The organism is Hespellia stercorisuis DSM 15480 (genome assembly GCF_900142165.1).
Taxonomy (GTDB): Bacteria; Bacillota; Clostridia; order Lachnospirales; family Lachnospiraceae; genus Hespellia; species Hespellia stercorisuis.
In genome coordinates, this window is record NZ_FQZY01000006.1 from 63,229 (window position 1) to 83,013 (window position 19,785).

A 19,785-nucleotide genomic window follows, 5' to 3' on the forward strand; every position below is an offset into this window, starting at 1 on the left:
GGAGATCTGAATGAAGATTGGAAAAATAAAACAAAGAATGATTGCATTTGGCCTTGCCCTGCTGATGGGGGCAAGCTCCCTTGGCGGGATCCCGGTATTTGCCGCAGAAGGTGACGGGGAGAGGCCTGCCGTAACAGATACCTTTAGTCAGGAGTCCATACAAGCAGCGGAGGAGGAGGGAACAAAGGTTCTGGCAGAGGATATCGAAAAAGAAGTATCGGACCCGGAGTTTTTCGTGGAGACCTGCATGGAGGGGATCCATTATGATGCAGGGGCGGAGGCTGTGACCCTGACAGAAATCAAAGGGGAGGATGGCGGGGCTTACGATCCAAAGAAAGCCGGGGTCTACGTTGCCAGCTACCTTGTGGTGCCAAAGGACCAGCGGGACAGCTATGTCATCACCCGGAAGATAACCCTGACGGATACAGAGGGTCAGGCACACACGGAACAAGGGGAAAATAAGCTGCAAAAGAAAGATACCGCATCGGAAGAGGATTCGGAAGGTGATACAAACGAGGGACCAGAAGTGAAGGTCACCAGTTCCAATCAAGCGGATACCAGGGAATCCCTGGCAGAATTGGAGGAAGAGATTGCATCCGGGGAGGCACTGGTGCTTTCCGGAGCGGCAAATGATTTTCGTGCCCGGACAACGGTAAACCTGCAAAAAGGGGAAAAGATCTATTATCCAAGTTATATTGGGAATTATTCAACCTGCTGGTTTACGGTGAACGGAAAGATCGCCTATTGCCTGCAGTCACAAAAAGCCTCTCCGCCATCCGGAGCGTATGTGGCGGAGGTACTCGACTCGAACACCAACCTGCAAAAGGTGCTATATTATGGCTATGGCGGTGCCGGAGATATCACGGAGAGCTGTCTGTCCGGAAAAAGTGCCGAGGAAAAATACATCTATACCCACATTGCAGCCAGCTATGCGTATGCCGGAGAGGCCGGCTTCACCGGCTGTGATTATAACGATCTGGTCCGTGCAGGGGTCATCGCCTATATTGACCACCTGTTTGGGATGGAGGGACCTCCCAAGGGAGAGATCACGTTGTCAAAGACCCATGTAGGTGCCGTAAGAGAGGGGGATATCCAGAAGACTCCGGACATAAAGATGGATGGGGATCATCGGAATTATATCACGGTTTCCGTGCCCAGAGAGGTGACCTGTGTGAACAAGACAAAGGGCACTTATGCATCCGCTGGGGAGCTCCGTATTTATGGCGGGGACACCTTCTATCTAAAAGCCCCCTTAAGTGTTGTTGGAAGCTATACCTCCGGAAAGCTTCACGGCTTGGTAGGGGAGACCTGGAGGACGCTGGTGCTTTCCACCGGAACGGCCAGCCAGGATATTGGCGTGTTCGAATCCGAGCATGCACAACCTGTCAGCTTTGGTGTGGACTGGCTGGAAATGACAAGAATCGAATTGCTCAAAAAAGATGCAGATACCAGAAAACCGCTTGCTGGTGCCGTCTATGGCATTTATACTGATCAGAACTGCGAAAATCTCCTTTTGACCATGCCCGTTACCGGGACAGAGGGAAGAGCAGTCAGTGACTACTTTGACGCAGCTCTGAAAACGGTCTATGTGCGGGAGATCACTGCACCGCCTGCTTATGTGCAGTCGTCCACTGTTCATAAAGCTGCGGTGCAGACTGGAACGGCCATAGAGGTGCATGCAACCGATGAGCGGATCACCGGCAGCATCCACATCCGAAAAGTCGATGGGGAGACTGGGGACTTCCTGTCACAGGGGGACAGTGCTCTTACCGGAGCTGTCTATGGCTTGTATGCAAAAGAGGACATCGTACACCCGGACAAAAAGACGGGTGTTCTTTATCAAAAGGACAGCCTGATCGCCCAGGGAACGATCAAGACAGACGGTACGATGGAGTTCTCCAATCTATATCTGGGTGAAATGTATTTAAAAGAGACCACACCGCCAGAGGGCTATACGCTGGATGGCACACGTTATGATGTTTCACTGTCCAGCGAAGGGCAGGGGGAGGCCGTGGTCACGCGTGACCTGACTGTCAAAGAGACCGTCAAGAAGCAGGCATTCCAGCTCATCAAAATCAGTGAGGATGGCGGACAAACCGAAGCCGGTCTGGTAAAGGGGGCCGGATTTAAGGTGTATCTGGTCAGCAGCTTGTCCCAGGTAAAAAGTGGGGTCTTGCAGCCGGCCAATGGAAGCACTTATACCGCAGCGGATTTTATCGGCTATGATTTTGGCAGCGAACCTGTTGCAGTGACTTATGCAGAGGGACAGGCAATTCCAGTGCCGGAACTGATCACAGATGCGAAAGGATATGCCATCAGCCCGGAATTGCCCTATGGCCTGTATGTGGTAGACGAAAGCACGGTTCCGGAGAATCTTAAAAAAGTGGATCCATTTCTGGTAAGCGTTCACGAAGACAGCCGGGAACCGATGCAGTGGCGGATCTTTGATGACAGGCCATTTGAGTTTTTCCTGAAAATCATCAAAAAAGATGCACAGACCGGAAATACGGTATTAAAAGCCGGAGCAGCTTATAAAATATATGACTGCGAAAAAGAGGCGTATGTAGAACAGGTGATTCAGTATCCAAAGAAAGAAAAACTCAGTGTCTTTAAGACCAATGAGGAGGGATATCTGGTAACGCCGAAGGCATTAAAAGCGTCTACGTATCGGATTGAGGAAACAGCGGCGCCGGACACATTTGTAAGGCAGGGCCATGAGATGTCCCTGTATGCAGAGGAAATGCTGCCAGCCCTTGCCCTCACAAGCCATGGGGAATATAAGGAAAATCCAAAAGCAGCGATCACCATCACCGTATCCTCCGATACCGCACATCAGATCGATCCGGACACCGGGGCGGTCATCGCAGCGGTGGAACAGCCAAATGATGAGCAGGTGGGAAGCCTGACCCTTACCAAGACCGGAGAACAGCTGGAGGCGGTAGAAGGTGATTCCTTTGCGGATAAGGCAAAGAAAGTGTGTGCCAATCTGGTCCATACCATGACAGGAAAGGATACGGATACCGGAATCTTTCGGAACTTTCTTTATGAAGAGTCGGGCGTGGAGGGTGCAGTTTTTGAACTCCATGCAAAAGAGACTATCTATTCTCCGGATGGGGCGAAAGACGAGGCGGGGAACCGAATCGTCCGTTATGGGAAAGATGCTCTGGTGGCAGCCCTGACTACGGATAAAGCCGGAAAGGCAGTCCTTCATAACCTGCCCTTAGGCTCCTATTATCTGAAAGAGACCGCTGCAGGGGAGCATTTTGTCCTGAATACGGAACAGAAAGCATTCACGCTGACCGCAGAGGATGACACACAGGCAGTCGTATACAAGGGTGTATCCTATAAAAATGAACGGCAGAAGATCTCCGTATCCATTGAAAAGCAGGATGCGGTATCGAAGGAAGCGCTGGGCGGGGTTGTGTTCGGGCTTTATACAGCAGAGGATATCTTGTCACAACAAGGGGAGCTCCTTGCAGAACAGGACACACTGCTGGAGAAGAAGTCCACCGATGAAAATGGAAAACTGACCTTTGACAGCGATCTGTATCATGGGAAATATTATGTCAAAGAAGAGCTGCAAAGACCGGGGTATCTGCCCAATGAGGAGATCTGGGTATTTGCAGTGGCCTATGAGGATCCGAACGTGGACACCGTCACTTTAAGCAAGGTGATTGAGAATGAGCCCACAGAAAGTCATTTTACAAAGGTGGATGCAACGACGAAAGAGGAGTTAAGCGGCGCCAGGCTGCAGATTACAGATCCGGACGGAAACCTGATCGAAGAATGGATCAGCACCAAAGAGCCGCACATCGTCTATGCGCTTCCGGCGGGGAACTACACCCTTCATGAAGAACTGGCTCCCTATAAAGAGGGCTATGTATCTGCTGCAGATGTGGCATTTGAAATAAAAGAGGACGGCAGCATCACGGAAGTGGAAATGGAAGACGAATATTCCAAAACAGAAATCTCCAAGACAGACAGCACGACCGGGGAGGAGCTAAAAGGAGCAAAGCTTCAGATCTTGGATGCAGAGGGGACGGTACGAGACGAGTGGATAACCAATGGAGAGCCCCACAGAATTGAAAAGCTCCCGGTGCATGAGGAACTGATCCTGCGGGAAATTGCCGCACCGGAGGGGTATGCACTTGCAGAAGATGTAACGTTCACTTTGGAAGATACACTGGAAATCCAGAAGGTAAAGATGCTGGACAGCAGGATACCGGAAATCCCCACTCCCACTGCTCCAAAGACCGGGGACGATCCGTGGAAACCCATGATACTGACAGTCCTTTGCGGAGCGGCACTTGTGTCGTTCGCAGTGGTGACCATCCAAAAAAGGAAACGAAAGGAACAGAAGGATGAATAAGTACCGTTTGATGCAGGGAGCCTTCTTCCTGCTGTTCTGCTTGGCGGCTGGATTCCTATTGCACCATATGGTGTTCGTACCGGAACAGAATCAGAAGAAAATCGAGGCACTCAAAGAGGAATTCCCGGAAGTCACTTCCGGGGCTCCCGCCTCCGAGGAGGACCCGTTCTTACCTGCTGGAAAAGAAGGAGATATCGGGGGCAGGGATCTGCTGGCTATGCAAGCACGTTATCCCGATCTGCAGGCATGGCTCACGATTCCAGGTACAGGAATCGATTACCCTGTCCTGCAAAGCGGGGAAGATGATCCGGAATTTTACTTAAAGCATAATTACAGGAAAGAACAGGATGCTAATGGGAGCCTGTTCTTCGCCTCTGACTGCAACGTAAAGACAAGTGAAAATCTGGTCTTATACGGCCATAACATGAACAGCGGGACGATGTTCGGGAAGCTGGATCTCTTTACGGATGCGGCGTACTGTAAGGAGCATCCGATCATTCAATTACAGACGCCGGAATGTATGGACACGTATGAAATCGTGTCTGTGACCAAGGCAGATACTTCGATGCTGCCGTTTACACAGGTGGATTTTCCGGGGCATGACGGCATCTTAAGCTATGTGGATCAGGCAAAACGGCTGGGGCTGTTTGAAACCGGAGTTTCGGATACCTATTATGAACAGGTACTGACGCTGGTGACCTGCTCCTATGAGTGGAAAGAAGCAAAAACGGTGGTCGTAGCGGTGAAAAAAGCAGCATGATCAATGGAAAAGTGTTCAGAAAAGGGAAATATTGCAACGCTTTGATGACACTTTGATTCGCTTAATATTTGCGCGTAAGCTGGCTATTTTTCAGATTTTGTGCTATACTATAACTACAATATAAAAGCAAAGGAGCTGATTCCAATGTTGGTAAAAGCAGACAAAAAATGGGATTACGCACTTGGTATGATCAAAGTGGATGGTTTGGAGCCTACCCCTGAAATGCAAGAACTAATCAAAAAGGAAAAACGGGGAGAAATTTCCATGGAAGAAGTGAAAAAGGCACTGGACCGTAAGTATAAAATGAAACGGTAGGAAGTGAAAAATGCGTGATCCGTATTTATATCCAAACTCTGAGGTATTGAAAAATTTGGCAGATGTCCAAGAAGAGCAGATATTGAAAGATATGGAAGCAGATTATACTTCATACAGGCTCTCGGAAATTGTAGCCGATGCAAATTGGCTGGAATATGATTTTCATTCCTTGTGTGAGATGCATTACCGTATCTTTCAGGATCTGTATGAATGGGCTGGAAAACCCCGCATCATCAATATTGAAAAGTCTGAGGTGGTCTTAGGAGAATTGTCTATCGAATATTCGGATTGTTTCGACATTGAAAGGGATGCAAAGCAAGTGCTGTTTGACATGAATGCGTTTGATTGGATGGCGGCAGATTTTGATCAGGCAGTGGATATGTTTGCTGCTTGTATGGCAAGGCTTTGGAAAGTGCATCCCTATCGGGAAGGCAACACACGCACAATCGTTACGTTCTGTTCGATGTTTATTGAAACACAGGGAATCTATATTGAAAGCGAGCTGTTCAAAGATCACGCATCCTATATGAGGGATGCACTGGTTGCTGCCAATGCAGTGTTCCATGACATAGGCGATTTGCGCAAACCGGAATATCTACAGCAGATTGTCAGGGATGCATTGGAGCGGGGAAAAGAAATGCGGGAGCATATCGAAGAACAGTTTCGGACAATCCAGCTGACGGTTTCGGAAGAGGATGTGCGTAAAATTGTATTTTGGAATCGCAAAGAGCGGGAAGAACATGCAGCTTGGGAAATCAGGCAATATCTGAGGCATGAAATCAAATAGTGGAAAAATTGATAGAACACTCAGAAGCGTGTTCAAAAAGAGCAATTATGCCACGCTTTGATGACATTGGCTATTTAATAGAAAATAAAACAAACTTAAGATCATAGGATCAGTAAATAACAGGCAGGGTATGTCCTTAAAGCGGGATATGCCCTGCTTTTTTTGTGAAAAAGGAGGTCTACATGAAGCGTTTTTATACAGCAGAAGCAGTGACAGAAGGGCATCCGGACAAGCTCTGTGACCTGATTGCAGACAGTATCCTGGATGCGTGTCTGAGAGAAGACCGTGCATCTAAGGTGGCCTGCGAGGTTCTGGCGACAAAGGGGAACCTGCTTGTAGCCGGGGAAATCACCAGCGGCTATGAACCCTATGTGTTCGAAATAGTAAGACAGGTCCTGGAAGAAGTGGGTTATCCCACGGAGGGGGTGCAGATGGATGCACTGATCCACCAGCAAAGCCCGGATATTGCAGGCGCCGTGGCGTGTTCAAAAGAAAAACGTGCCGGTCTTCCAGCTGCTCAAGATGGATTTGATGCAGGAGCCGGGGATCAGGGAGTCATGATCGGCTATGCCTGCAACGAGACCCCGCAGCTTCTGCCCCTTCCGGTGGTACTGGCGAACCGGATCGTCCGGGAATTATCAGCCTGCAGAAGAAGCGGATACATCGATGGGATATTGCCGGACGGCAAAGCACAGGTCACCGTGGAGTACGAGGAGGGGCACCCAACCCGTTTAGACAGTGTGGTGGTGTCCTGCCAGCATAGGGAGGACAAGACGTGCAAAAAACTGGAGCAGGAAATCCGGGAAAAGGTGTTAAAACCGGCTCTCCGATTCCTGCCGCCCGATGAAGATACCAAGATACTCATCAATCCATCGGGCAGATTTGTCTGTGGAGGCATGGATGCAGATACCGGGCTGACGGGACGCAAGCTGATGGTGGATACGTATGGAAGCATGGTCCCCCATGGCGGCGGGGCATTTTCTGGGAAAGACTGTTCGAAGGTAGATCGTTCCGGTGCTTACATGGCACGGTATATCGCCAAGAACATGGTTGCCGCCGGCCTTGCTAAGCGGTGCCAGATATCACTGGCCTATGCCATTGGTGTGGCGGAGCCTGTGATGGTACAGGTGGATACATTTGGGACCGGAACTGCCTGTGCAGATGACTGTCTGGCAGCGGCAGTCCCGCTGGTGTTCGGCTTGACCCCGGCGCAGATCAGGGAACATCTGCATCTGGACCGCCCCATCTATAAACAGACGGCCGTGTTTGGGCATTTTGGAAGAAAGGAATTTCCCTGGGAGCGGACGGATAAGGTCCGGCAGCTGCGGGATGCTCTCCTCTGATGGCGTGGGTATCGAAAGAGCAGATCGAAGCGGCAAGGGAGATGTCCGCCATAGAATATCTGAGAAGGTATGAAGCAAAACGCCTGAAGAAATCTTCCGCAAGGAATGAATGGGAACTGGCCGATCACGACAGCTTTAAGATCAATGGGATCACCAGTGCGTGGCATTGGAAGTCCAGGGACATCGGGGGCTACAGTGCTTTGAATTTCCTGACCAAGGTAAATGGGATGGACTTTGTGGAGGCGGTGGCGTTCTTAAGCGGACAGAATCCCTCTTATCTGCCGCCCGTGCAGCCAAAGGAACAACAGCCAATCGTGTTTGAACTGCCGCCAAAAGCGCAAACCTGTGACAAAACCCGCCATTATCTGAAGAACCGTGGCATCAGTGACACAGCCATTACCTACTGTGTTCAAAAAGGGATCCTCTATGAGAGCCTTCCCTACCACAATGCAGTGTTTGTGGGATACGATGAAAAGAAGCAACCAAAGTATGCATTCCTTCGTGGGATTTATGATCAGAATGGAAAGTCATTTAAGATGGAGCAGAGGGGCAGCGAGAAAAGCTGTTCCTTTTTGATTCCCCCAAAGAAGGACAGTGCCCGGGTAGCCGTTTATGAAGCTGCCATTGATGCCCTGGCTCATATGACACTGGAAGGGGATCCGATGGATAAATATAGGCTGTCCCTTGGTGGAATCAGTGCCCCGAAGGAGGGAAGTGTACACCGCTCCTATAAGAAACCGTCTGCATTGGAGCGGTTCCTTACAAATCACCCGGAGATTACAGAGATAGAAATCTGCACCGACAATGATTTTGCCGGACGTTGGGCCTGTGAACAATTGAAAAAAGCCTATGCAGCGTACAAAATCATTGAGAATCTGCCACAAGCAGAAGGTGCCGATTATGGGGATCTGGCCGCAGCGGCCGCAAAAACAAATAGAATAAGAGAAAACAGGACAAAGAGAAAGACCCATGAGGGGAGGTGAACGTATCAAAGAGAAAGAACAGCTTATCCCACAGATGAAACTTCTGACGCCGCTTTTTGGTTCCTTTTATCCGGATGATAGGCAAAAGGATGCAGGGCATTATGATGAAAATCGCACACAGGTGGAACTGTTGGAAGGAAAGGACCTGGCCCCCTATGAAGCTGTGATCGCCCAGATGGTGGAAAAGGAAAATGCTTTCGGAGAAGAAGGTGTTTGTAATCTGATGGACTACTTTCATGGAAGGGAATCCATCAAGCAAAAGGTATCGCAGGCGATTGTGTCTGTGAAACAAGTGGATGGGGAACTGTATGGCTGTACGACCCTGACACTTCGTACGAATCTAGAGGGATCAGAGCTTAAGGAACTGTGTGACTATATCAACGGCCAGTACAGCGATGGCTGGGGGGAGGGCTTTGAACAGCGGGACATTGCCATCGATGGAGGTGTCCTAAATGTGCACTTCTGGTCATCCGGCGGTCTGCAGTTTGAAAAGAAACAGATCCTGGAAGAGAAGCGGAAAATGGAACAAAGACCGGAGCATGGGGAAGGAAAGGCGATACGCCCAAAGCTTAAGCTCATTGGTAAGGATGGCAACATTTTTGCCATCTTAGGACGGGCAAAGGCTGTCCTTTGTGATGCCGGGATGAGAGAGGAAGCCTCTGAGATGATCAGCCGGGTAACAGAGGCAGGCAGCTATGAGCAGGCGCTTAGAATCGTCAGTGCATACGTGGAAACAGAGCTAAGCCCTGCAAAGGAGCAGATGCCGGATAAGAAATCAATGAAAAAGAACCAGCCAGAGCGCTGAGAAAAGAAGGGATGATGCCTATTGGGAAAAACTTTAGAATTAGCAGCAATCATGAAAGAAGATGCCGTACGGCCAGAGCATACCGGGGGCAAGAAGTGGGAAATCCTGCATGGAGATACCCTGCGCCTGGTCAATGCCTTTGAGCCGGGAGTCTTCGATGCGGTGATCACAGATCCGCCTTATGCTTCCGGTGGTACGAAACAAAATGAACGGAACCGCATGACAAATCAGAAATACAGCAGCATGAAGCAAGGGAATGCCTTACCGGATTTTGATGGGGATAACAAAGACCAGCGCTCCTGGATGCACTGGATGGCAGAATGGCTGTACGATGTTAGAAAAGCCTGCAAGAGTGGTGCCCCGATCTGCCTGTTCATCGACTGGCGGCAGTATCCGTCCATTACCGATGCCCTCCAGTGGGCAGGGTGGATCTGGAGAGGAACAGCCGTGTGGGACAAAGGGAATTCCCGCCCGCAAAAGGGACGCTTCCGCCAACAGGCAGAATACATTGTATGGGGGAGCAATGGCGCAATGCCGATCAGCCGTCCGGTGTCCTGCCTGCCGGGCGTGTTTCGGTATGGAAACCCACAGAACCGGATCCATGTCACAGAGAAGCCACTGCAGCTAATGAGGGATGTGGTTCAGATTTGCGAATCTGGTGGTTTGATCTTAGATCCCTTTGCCGGAGCAGGTACTACAGTCCTTGCCGCAGTACAGGAGGGATATCAGGCAGTAGGAATTGAAGTGACCGATGCCTATTATAAGCTGGGGACAGACCGCATCCGGTATGCATTAGAGGAAGCCAATCAGGAAAGGGGGGAAGGATAAAGATGGAGAATAAATTAACGTATTCAGAATTTCAAGAGCACTTACTACAGGCGGTGCGACAGGAGCTTAAAACGCAGGGGAGCTATCAATGTGAACTGACACATAATCAAAAAAATAATGTGGAATCAGCGGGGCTTATCATCCGGCAGGAGGACCATGTGATCGCACCTGTTTTCTATTTGGAAAAAGCGTATCAATCGTTTCTTGCGGGGATGCCCCTACAGCAGATCAGCCGGGAGTTGGTGGAAGCTTATCAGGAACAGGTACTCCCGGAGGTTGATCTTCCGGATCTGACGGATTATGAAAAGATAAAGGATAGGCTTCGGGTACGGCTCGTGAACCGGGAAAATAATCAGTCGTATTATAAACAGGGGCCATACAAACTGCATCCAATGGGAGCGGAAGTGCTGTATATAGACCTGGAGAATCAGGGGACAGAACGTATGTCCATACAGGTGAAGACCATTATGGCCGAGCGGTGGGGTAAACCAGAGGCAGAATTATTTGGGACGGCACTTGAGAATACACAGGATCATGAGAAAGTCAGCTTCTGTTCCATGAATGAAGCTCTGCAGGAGCTTCTTGCAGAGGAACCCATGGTGGCACCGCTAGAGGAATCCCCCATGTATGTACTGAGCAATGAAACCAGAAAATTTGGTGCGACAGTCCTCTTGTATCCGGAGGTGGCAAAGCAGATCCGTGATAAGATCGGAAAAGATTACTATATCCTCCCCTCCAGTATCCATGAATGTATCATCTTGCCAAAGGAAAAAGGGATGCTAAGTGTAAAGGAACTGCGGGATATGGTCTGGGAGATCAACCAGAGCCAGGTGCTGCCGGAGGAGGTCTTGGGAAATGAGGTATATGAGTTCCGGGACACTGTGGCTAAAGTGAAAAAATGCAGCAAGGAAGAACGGGAACGTTAGACAGGGCATCCGTATGGATGCTCTGAAATTATTTTAGGAGAACAAGGGCATCCACGTGGATGCCAAAGGAGGGATGTTTTATGGAACAGGCATTGGCTTATGTATGCTGTTCCCCGGAGGAGAGCCGGGCGAACGTGCAGAAATACTGCCGGAAGATCTATGAGATGGGATATGTCCCCTTGTGCCCGCAGTTTGGATTTTCCCCATTTTTAGATGAACGTGAGGCAGAGGACCAGCAGGCATTTGGCCGGATGTCCCATCTGCTCTTACGGAGATGCCGGATGGTGGTAGTCTGCGGACGGGAAGTGACAGCAACCATGAATACAGAAATCAGTATGGCGGACAGGCTGCATATTATCTGCACGACCTTAGAGGGGCTGCTGAAGATCAAAGAAAACGGAGCCTGAACCGCATCAAGGAGTCTGTATGACAGACTTTCTGGTGCGACTGGTTTTGCAAGCATAGCGTTTGGATATCCAAACGCACTTTGGGGCGGACCCCAAACCCCCGGTATCGAATCGGAAAGGAGAAAGAGCCATGTTTTTAGTTGGATTGGCAGTGGGCGTTATAGTAGGAGGGGTCATGGGCATTGTAATCGTGTCTCTGGCAGTGGCAGGAAAAAAGGAAGATGAGCAATTGGCAGCATGGTTTGAGAAGGAGGGAGAGGACAAAAGATGCATCTGCTTTTTAGATGAACAGGAAAAACAGCTATTTTCCATCCCCGATGGGGACTGCATCGGACTGGCGGCTGAAAATGGGGATCAACAGGTGTGCATCTGCCACTATGTGGATGCTGCCCATGTGCAGATCCATGGAGAAGTCTGGGAGCTGCTCCGCTTTGCAAAGGAGATGAAGCAAAGGGGGATTACGTATTATCCGCTGTTAAAATCAGGAACAAAGAAAGAAGGGATATTTTATGAGGAAGAGGAACCATGTGATCCCGGTCCGGTTAAATGCCAGGGAACTGCGCTATCTGGATGAGCAGGTAACAAAAAGCGGGTTTTCCAGAGAAACGTATCTCCGCTCCTTGATCGTGGGCGGGGAGGTACGGGCAAAGCCGTGTGAGCATCATGCGGAGCTTTTGCGAAAGGTCGCCGGGCTGTGCAATAATGCCAATCAGCTTGCGCATGTGGCGAACGCTGCCCAGCGTGCCGATCCGGAGCGGATCCAGGAGATGAGCCGGATATCCAAGGCGGTCTGGCAGCTTGTGAAGGAGGAGTGGTAGGGACGCATGGCCTATACCAGCATCCTTCCCGTCCACCGCCTGGACCATGCGATCGATTATGTGCGTGATCAGGAAAAGACCGTGAAAAAGCCGGAGCAGGCAGACTCCCTGGAAGGAGCCATTGCCTATGCCATGAACCGGGAAAAAACAGAAACAGCCGTCTTTGAAGATTCCATTGGCTGTACCTGTGCGTGTGCATTTGCCGATATGGCTGCCACCAAGGAGCGGTTCCATAAGGCCGGAGGGGTACAAGGATATCATCTGATCCAGAGCTTTGCCGAAGGGGAGGTAACGCCGGAGCTTGCGCATCTGATCGGACAGGAGCTGGCCGAACGGCTGTTAAACGGGCAGTTTGAAGCAGTCATCACGACCCACTTGAATACTCGGCATTACCATAACCATATCGTGTTCAACTCTGTGAGCATGATGGATGGCCATAAGTATCACAGCAACAGCCGGAGCTATTACGAGGATATCCGCCAAAACTCCGATGCCCTGTGCCGGAAATATGGGCTGTCCATCATTCAAACACAGGGAGGAAAGGGGATGCATTATGCACAGTGGAAGGCTGAAAAAGAGGGCAGGCCGACCTGGCGGAGCGGGATCCGTATGGATATCCGGGAGGCTATACAGCTTAGTTTCACCTGGAAACAGTTCCTGCGCCAGATGGAAGACAAAGGCTACGCGTGGAAACTGAACCGGAAGCATCTTGCCTTGAAAGCCCCAGGGATGGAGCGCTATATCCGCTTAAAGAGCCTTGGGGAATCTTATACAGAGACCGCCATACGGGAATGGATCCTCCAGCCGGAACACTTCCGACAGCAAAGGGCCGAAAAAGAAACCCTGCCAAACAAAAAGCAGCACAAAAAAGCGGTCGGCATACAGGCACTCTACTATTTCTATATGTACCGGCTGGGGATATGGGGAAAACATTCCGTGGGGAACGCTTATTCCTTAAAGGCAGATATCCGTAAGTTGGATGAGCGCATCGAACAGCTTCATTTTCTGGAACAGCATAAGATCACCAGTAAAAAAGAACTGGAAGCTTATCGGAAGCCATTGGAGAGGCAGATCCTGGAGATTTTAAAGGAACGCAGGCACCTGTACCGTAAAGATCCGAGTTCAGAGCAGCTCAAAGAGATCACGGAAGCCTTAAAGCCAATCCGAAAGGAAGTGAAGCTGTGCAGCCAAATCCAGGAGCATGCGCTTGAAATAGAGCATCGTTTACAGCAGATGGAACAATGGGAGCAAGAAAAGGTACAACAAAAGTTGGAAACAGAGAACAGGAAAGAAAAGAAAGAGAGGTGACCACATGAACCTTGGAAGTGATGCGGCAGACCAGATTGTAAAATACAGTATGGAGGGTCTGGAAACAGGAGGAAAGCTGGCGCTGGAGGGTGCGGATAAGCTCCTGCGCATTTCGGGCAGAGGTGCACAGCATCTGGCCGCCTTTTTCTATGCGGTACTTACAGATAATAAAAAGAGCAGGGGCAGGACCCGTGTGGTACGTATGGTAAAAGACGGAAGAAACTTGAAATTTTTCACCGTTCCTAAGGATCGGTTAAAGGAGTTCTGTGAGGAGGGAAAGAAACGGGGGCTGCTCTACGTAGTGATTAAAGATAAAAGAGATCCGATAAAGTGTGAGATCATGGTATATGCTGATGATGCAGCAAAGGTCAACCGTGTAATGGATAAGATGAACCTTGATTTTACAGCAGCCCAAAGCGGCCAGCTTGCACATGAGACAAGAGGGGAAATGACCCTGCAGGAACCGGATAAACTAGAAAACATCCAGATGCCGGAAGGTGAGGTATCCTTTGAAATCTTTGATTCCGAACAGGATTTTAACTTTGATACAGCAGAGCCAGGAAATTTTACACAGGCGCAGGAGGCAGAGGAAAAGAATCCGTCCGCACCTTCCTTGCGCAGCAGCGATACTTCTACGGAGCAGGGAAAGACTGAAAAGCCGTCCGTCCGGGAGGAACTGCAGGAGATCAAAGAAGAGCACAAGCAAAAAGCGGAACAGAAACAAAGGCAGGCTAAAAGCCGAAAGAAACAGCGGGGAAAGAACCGATCGGCCGGCAAGGGTAAGAAAAAAGGAAAAACGAAAGGAAGGTAATGCCGCATGGATTTAAATCAATACTTGAATCAGGAATCAGAAGCCTCTGCGCAGGGCGAACCGAGAATGTCAAAGGAAGCGTATGCCGCCATGAAAAAGCAGGAACGGGAAGAGGTCTGGGCAGAGGTAGATGCCAAGGCACAGGAGGTGTTCAAGGACGGAAGATCCCTGAAAGGGTTCCTGGATTTTATGGCACAGTGCACACCACAGCGAACGGTGAATCTGCTGTTATTATACAGCCAGGACCCGAAGATCCGGCAGGTCAGGACCTATGAGAAGATCCGGGAAGAGGGACATTCCCTCCGACCGGAGGAGCGGGGAAAAGGCTACCGTTTCCTTGCAGGAAATGAATATGAGAAGGATGGTGTGATGCTGCAGGGATACCGGATTGTCAAGGCCTATGACGTCAGCCAGATCCGGATGAAACAGCCGGAGCCCATGCAGCCAAAATCCATGGAGGAGTTGATGAAAGCTTTGCTTAGCAATGCAGAGGTGCCAGTCCTAATTGCGGACCATCTTCCGGAGGGGGTGCAGGCACAGTACATTCCGGGCAAACGTTCCATTTATGTGCGAAACGGTATGGGAGAAGTCACGACATTTCATGCAATAAATCGGGAACTGGCCTGTGCCTCCCTGGATATGCGCGGGGGAACCTATAGCAGGAGAAATTCAGCCGCTCCGGCTTTTTGTGCAGCCTATGTGGTGGCACAGAAATATGGCGTGGAAAATTCAGCGTTCCAATTTGATAAAGTCTGCCAGATGCAGGAAAATGGCAGCCGTGACCCAAAAGAACTGCGTGATTTTATCAATGATGTAAAAAATGCAGCCTATACGATTGAAAAACATATGGATCGGAACCTGGGGCAGCCAGAGCAGGAATTTATAGCCGATGAATTTTATGTGGGAGAAGGGAAAAAAGCAAAAGCTACGAAATCGAAAACGCAGCCGGAGCGCTGATGCTGGATAAATCTTAGTTGAATCTTCGTTGGTTTTTTCGGGAAATAGTGGTAGATAATTCCGCTGTCTTGTGGTATGTTGTTTGTAGAAAAGGACAGAAAGGAACGGACAGGACATATGGAAAAACAGCGATGCGTTAAAATGGATGAGATCATGAAGAACATGCTGATTGTTGCCCTGCGGGACGTCTTTCGGGAAGAGAAAGCCAAAGGAATGTCCGTAGAAGAAACAAGAAATCTGACCATGAAGCTGATTGACTATGAAGACACGAAACTATTTCTTGCAGACAACGAATATAGGAAAGCTATTGAGGCACTGAATAAGCTTCGCAATACCTATCTGGATGCCGGGCGGTATTCGGATGGGATCGATGTGGTATTCTGTAAATTATTGAAAGCAAAATATAAGCGATGCAAAGTCCGGTAAGGGAAAAGCAGATCGTATGGAACATGAGCAGTTCCATACATATAGGATGCGGGTGGAAATGAATCTATTTCTATCTGCATTTTTTATGCAGAAGTATGCAAGAGAAGCTGCCGGTGGCAGGTTTTCTGTCTGCAGAAGTATTGTTCCTAACACTGGACAGCAGAAAAGGAGGCATGCAATTGAACCATGAAAAAGAAAAAATCGAACGGTTAAGGAAGCGTTACCCCAAGGGGATGCGGATCTGTCTGGATGGGATGGAGGGAGAACCGCAGATGCCAGCCGGGCTAAAGGGGGAAGTATTCCATGTGGATGATGCCGGGCAGATCCATGTGGGGTGGGAGAATGGCAGTGCACTGGCGTTGGTACCAGGGGTGGATAAGTTCCATAAAATCAACATACCGGAGAAAAAGAAAGAGGTGCCGTCCCGGTAGCACAGAGCAGGAAGTCAGAGTGGATACTCTGGCTTCTTGCTTTACCCATAGTCTGGTGGATGGCGGTACTCCTTGCAGACTGCATCGCACCAGACCAGAACCTGCTTACGATTCTGGAAAAGCTGACAGAAAAGCTGGAGCATCCGCTTGCCCTCCGCTTTACCCCGTATACGATAAAGTCCGTGCTTATCTGTACCGGACTATACGGCATGGGAGTGGCTCTCTACGAATCCAGCCGGAAGAATTACCGCCGGGGCGAAGAGCATGGCTCTGCAAGATGGGGGGATGCCAAGCGGCTCTGTAAGAAATACCGGGATAAGGAATATGCCCACAATCTGCTCCTGACACAGAATTTTCGGATGGGGTTAGATACCTATAAGCACCGCAGATGCCTGAATGTCTTGGTGGTGGGAGGATCTGGCGCCGGAAAATCCAGAGGCTATGCACTTCCCAATATCATGCAGTGCAGCTGTTCCATGATCATCACGGATCCAAAAGCAGAGCTGCTTCGAAAGACCGGCGGCCTGCTGAAAGAAAAAGGCTATGAAGTCAGGGTATTCGATCTGATCAATCCGGACACATCTTTTTGTTATAACCCCTTTCAATATGTCCATGATGATAAGGACGTCCTGCGCCTGATATCGAACCTGATACAGAACACCACACCAAAAGGCGCACAGTCCCAGGATCCGTTTTGGGAGAAGAGTGAAACAGCACTCTTACAGGCCTTAATGCTTTATCTTCTGCACGAAGCACCGCCGGAAGAACAGAATTTTGCCATGATCATGGAGATGCTGGGTGCGGCCCAGGTCAAGGAAGAAGACGAGGATTACGAATCGCCCCTTGATGTTCTGTTTGAACGTCTTCGGATGCGGGAGCCGGAGAGCATTGCAGTGAAGCAGTATCAGATTTACAAGCAGGCGGCGGGAAAAACAGCAAAAACCATCCTGGTCAGTGTGAGCGTCCGGCTGGCGGCTTTCAATCTGCGCCAGATCGCCAATCTTACCTGTACGGATGAGCTGGATCTTGCCAGTATGGGCGAGAAAAAGGTGGCATTATTCTGCTGTATCCCGGATGCGGATTCCAGCCTCAACTATCTGGTGGGCATGATCTACAGCCAGTTGTTCCAGACCTTATACTATGTGGCAGACCGCGTGCATGGCGGGAGACTGCCGATCCCAGTGAACTGCATCATGGACGAATTCCCAAATGTCAGTTTGCCCAATGAGTTCGAAAAGATCCTGGCGACCTGTCGTTCACGTTCGATTTCCTGCAGTATCATCATCCAGAACATGAGCCAGCTAAAGGCGCTGTTTAAGGATAGCTGGCAAAGCCTGGTGGGGAATTGCGATCAATTTTTATATCTCGGCGGCAACGAAAAAGAGACGCACAAGTATGTCTCTGAGCTGTTGGGAAAAGAAACAATCGATACGAATACGTATGGTCAGACCAAAGGGCGTTCCGGCAGTTATTCCACCAACTATCAGCAAAGCGGAAGGGAACTGCTGACACCGGATGAGGTCCGGATGCTGGACAATTTTTATGCGCTTTTGTTCATCCGGGGCGAACAGGCAATCATGGATCAGAAGTATGACCTTATGAAACATCCGAATGTAAAATACACGGAGGATGGAGGAGCCGGCCCCTTTGATTATGCTGCGGCACCCCTGGCCCATGATACGTTTCCATTTGATACAGAACGATACGATGACTATGAACTGCTCACTGAGGAAGACATCCTTGGGGAGCCTTTTTCTTTGACGGAGCAAAAAGAAAGCCGTCTATTTTAGGAGGAATGCGATTGATTAGAATTTTAGAAAATAGGAATGAGAAGCGAAAGAGTCGGAACAAGCAGGACAAAAAACATGCACGGAAGCAACGACCCCCCAAAGGGCTGGGTCTTTGCTGCGTCAGTGCTGTCTGCGTGTCCACAATCGGAAGTTTGACTGTCTATGCCGCCGGAGATCCGCTGTCAGTTGTCAACAATTTATCCAATTTTATTTTTTCTCTGATCCGTGCCATCGGACTGATCCTGCTGGGATTTGGAATCGTACAGGTGGGATTAAGCTTAAAGAGTCATGACCCGAGCCAGAGGGCCAATGGGTTTTTGACGCTGGCCGGGGGAATTATCATCACTTTTGCAAAAGAGATCCTAAATTTGATCATGGGGTAACAGTGACAAACAGGAGCGGGATGCCATGTGTATCCATGGTTTTCGATTGTAAGAAAAGAGGTGGTGACAATTGAGCGATAACTGGATCGTGCAGAACTTAAACTCTGCACTGCAGACCTGGAGTGAAAAGATGGCAGAAATCTGGACACTACTGACACAGAACCCGGAAACGTTTAAAGACGGAGGGATCTGGAGTGTCATGGTGGATATCAATGGAGCCCTAAAAGCCATTGCATATGGCCTGCTGGTCTTGTTCTTTGCCGTGGGGATTGTAAAGACCTGCGGCAGCTTTACGGACTTGAAGAAACCGGAACACGTACTTAAGGCGTTTATTCGCTTTGCACTGGCACAGGGAGCCATCCTGCATGGGATGGAGTTGATGACAGCAATCTTTTCCATTATACAGGGAGTCACAACCCGGATCATGTCCGGCTCCGGTATGGCAGGCGGAGGAGTGACACAGCTGCCGGTAGAGATTGTGGCGAAGATAGAATCGGTCAGCATGATGGAGGCAATCCCCCTATGGGTCGTTACCCTGCTTGGGAGCATCCTGATCACGGTGCTGTCCTTTGTCATGATACTGACGGTATATGGCCGGATGTTCAAGCTTTATATGTACACGGCGATTGCTCCTCTGCCGATCGCAAGCTTTGCCGGAGAACCGACACAGTCGATCGGAAAGAATTTCCTGCGGTCTTATGCCGGCGTATGTCTGGAGGGGGCGATCATTGCCCTGGCCTGCATCATCTTTTCAGCATTTGCGGCAAGTCCGCCGGCAGTGGGCGATGCCAGCCTGTCGGCGGTGACCATTGTCTGGAATTACGTGGGAGAGCTTGTGTTCAACTTATTGATATTGGTAGGTGCGGTAAAGGCATCTGACCGGATCGTAAAAGAAATTTTAGGATTGTAGGAGGAAAGAAATGAGCAGACAGACTACTTTAGAATATGATTGGGAATTTGGACAGGAGGAACTCAGCCTGGCTGTCCATTCGTATGCTTCTGGTGGCGGGCTCTACATTGGATTACTAAACGGAAAGACCGGGGAGCAGTTTTCGGATCTGACCGTGAATCTTCCCTATTTCCAGACCGAGGTAAACGAAGCTTATATGGATGATTTCGATTCAAAAAATAAACTGGCATTTATAAAAAGACATGAGCTTGGAGAGGTACTTCCGGAACAGGGATACTCCGGTTACGGCAGTTATTACAAGGTCGCATTTGACCTTGACAGGCTGGAGGAACTGGATCCGGATGGAATGAAGCAATACCGGAAAACGTATGGACTTAAGGCTCCGGAACGAGGGTCAAAGAAAAAACAGTATGGACAAGAGAGGTGAT

Annotated in this window: 21 protein-coding genes; all 21 read left to right on the forward strand. The window is 49.6% G+C overall.

Features of this window, described 5'->3' with window-relative positions:
* The first annotated feature begins 10 nt into the window (after positions 1–10).
* Entirely contained in the window at positions 11–4,369 is a 4,359-nt protein-coding gene (locus tag BUB85_RS01160; protein ID WP_073103986.1) for a SpaA isopeptide-forming pilin-related protein, read from the forward strand.
* A complete protein-coding gene (locus tag BUB85_RS01165; protein WP_143160637.1) occupies positions 4,362–5,129 on the forward strand; it encodes a class B sortase in 768 nt (255 codons plus the stop codon). The genes BUB85_RS01160 and BUB85_RS01165 overlap by 8 nt, the downstream gene beginning before the upstream one ends.
* Positions 5,130–5,273: 144 nt before the next feature.
* Positions 5,274–5,444, forward strand: coding sequence for an antitoxin VbhA family protein (locus tag BUB85_RS21660; RefSeq protein ID WP_200803524.1), 171 nt, complete (start codon positions 5,274–5,276; stop codon positions 5,442–5,444).
* A 91-nt stretch (positions 5,445–5,535) separates the two neighbouring features.
* Complete coding sequence (locus BUB85_RS01170) at positions 5,536–6,231, forward strand: Fic family protein (RefSeq protein ID WP_242945314.1); 696 nt, start codon at positions 5,536–5,538, stop codon at positions 6,229–6,231.
* Positions 6,232–6,413: 182 nt separating this feature from the next.
* Complete coding sequence (gene metK / locus BUB85_RS01175; RefSeq protein WP_073103990.1) at positions 6,414–7,574, forward strand: methionine adenosyltransferase; 1,161 nt, start codon at positions 6,414–6,416, stop codon at positions 7,572–7,574.
* Positions 7,574–8,557 (forward strand): DUF3991 and TOPRIM domain-containing protein, encoded by a 984-nt coding sequence (locus BUB85_RS01180; protein WP_073103992.1) that lies wholly within the window; start codon positions 7,574–7,576, stop codon positions 8,555–8,557. Before metK ends, BUB85_RS01180 begins: the two co-directional genes overlap by 1 nt.
* A complete protein-coding gene (locus tag BUB85_RS01185; RefSeq protein WP_084533866.1) occupies positions 8,544–9,362 on the forward strand; it encodes a hypothetical protein in 819 nt (272 codons plus the stop codon). Before BUB85_RS01180 ends, BUB85_RS01185 begins: the two co-directional genes overlap by 14 nt.
* 21 nt (positions 9,363–9,383) lie before the next feature.
* Complete coding sequence (locus tag BUB85_RS01190; RefSeq protein WP_330392192.1) at positions 9,384–10,190, forward strand: DNA-methyltransferase; 807 nt, start codon at positions 9,384–9,386, stop codon at positions 10,188–10,190.
* Between the two features lie 2 nt (positions 10,191–10,192).
* A complete protein-coding gene (locus BUB85_RS01195; protein ID WP_073103994.1) occupies positions 10,193–11,116 on the forward strand; it encodes a DUF5688 family protein in 924 nt (307 codons plus the stop codon).
* An 80-nt stretch (positions 11,117–11,196) separates the two neighbouring features.
* The gene (locus tag BUB85_RS01200) at positions 11,197–11,523 is read left to right on the forward strand and encodes a DUF7768 domain-containing protein (protein ID WP_143160638.1); all 327 of its coding nucleotides are present in this window, start codon (positions 11,197–11,199) and stop codon (positions 11,521–11,523) included.
* A 130-nt stretch (positions 11,524–11,653) separates the two neighbouring features.
* Complete coding sequence (locus BUB85_RS01205) at positions 11,654–12,097, forward strand: DUF3789 domain-containing protein (protein WP_143160639.1); 444 nt, start codon at positions 11,654–11,656, stop codon at positions 12,095–12,097.
* Positions 12,033–12,341: a plasmid mobilization protein gene (locus tag BUB85_RS01210; RefSeq protein WP_073104000.1), complete on the forward strand. Its 309-nt coding sequence runs from the start codon at positions 12,033–12,035 to the stop codon at positions 12,339–12,341. Before BUB85_RS01205 ends, BUB85_RS01210 begins: the two co-directional genes overlap by 65 nt.
* Before the next feature lie 6 nt (positions 12,342–12,347).
* Positions 12,348–13,649, forward strand: a complete 1,302-nt coding sequence (locus BUB85_RS01215; RefSeq protein ID WP_073104002.1) for a relaxase/mobilization nuclease domain-containing protein — start codon at positions 12,348–12,350, stop codon at positions 13,647–13,649.
* A 4-nt stretch (positions 13,650–13,653) separates the two neighbouring features.
* A complete protein-coding gene (locus BUB85_RS01220; RefSeq protein ID WP_073104005.1) occupies positions 13,654–14,460 on the forward strand; it encodes a PcfB family protein in 807 nt (268 codons plus the stop codon).
* A 6-nt stretch (positions 14,461–14,466) separates the two neighbouring features.
* On the forward strand, positions 14,467–15,417 hold the full coding sequence (locus BUB85_RS01225; protein ID WP_073104007.1) for a hypothetical protein: 951 nt from the start codon (positions 14,467–14,469) through the stop codon (positions 15,415–15,417).
* 117 nt (positions 15,418–15,534) lie between these two features.
* On the forward strand, positions 15,535–15,843 hold the full coding sequence (locus BUB85_RS01230; RefSeq protein ID WP_073104164.1) for a hypothetical protein: 309 nt from the start codon (positions 15,535–15,537) through the stop codon (positions 15,841–15,843).
* Positions 15,844–16,016: 173 nt separating this feature from the next.
* Positions 16,017–16,274 (forward strand): DUF4314 domain-containing protein, encoded by a 258-nt coding sequence (locus BUB85_RS01235; protein WP_073104168.1) that lies wholly within the window; start codon positions 16,017–16,019, stop codon positions 16,272–16,274.
* Between the two features lie 59 nt (positions 16,275–16,333).
* On the forward strand, positions 16,334–18,064 hold the full coding sequence (locus BUB85_RS01240) for a VirD4-like conjugal transfer protein, CD1115 family (RefSeq protein WP_200803525.1): 1,731 nt from the start codon (positions 16,334–16,336) through the stop codon (positions 18,062–18,064).
* On the forward strand, positions 18,058–18,447 hold the full coding sequence (locus BUB85_RS01245) for a glutamyl-tRNA amidotransferase (protein WP_084533867.1): 390 nt from the start codon (positions 18,058–18,060) through the stop codon (positions 18,445–18,447). Before BUB85_RS01240 ends, BUB85_RS01245 begins: the two co-directional genes overlap by 7 nt.
* A 70-nt stretch (positions 18,448–18,517) precedes the next feature.
* Complete coding sequence (locus BUB85_RS01250; protein WP_073104011.1) at positions 18,518–19,357, forward strand: hypothetical protein; 840 nt, start codon at positions 18,518–18,520, stop codon at positions 19,355–19,357.
* A gap of 10 nt (positions 19,358–19,367) precedes the next feature.
* The gene (locus tag BUB85_RS01255; protein WP_073104014.1) at positions 19,368–19,784 is read left to right on the forward strand and encodes a DUF4313 domain-containing protein; all 417 of its coding nucleotides are present in this window, start codon (positions 19,368–19,370) and stop codon (positions 19,782–19,784) included.
* Position 19,785 lies beyond the last annotated feature (1 nt).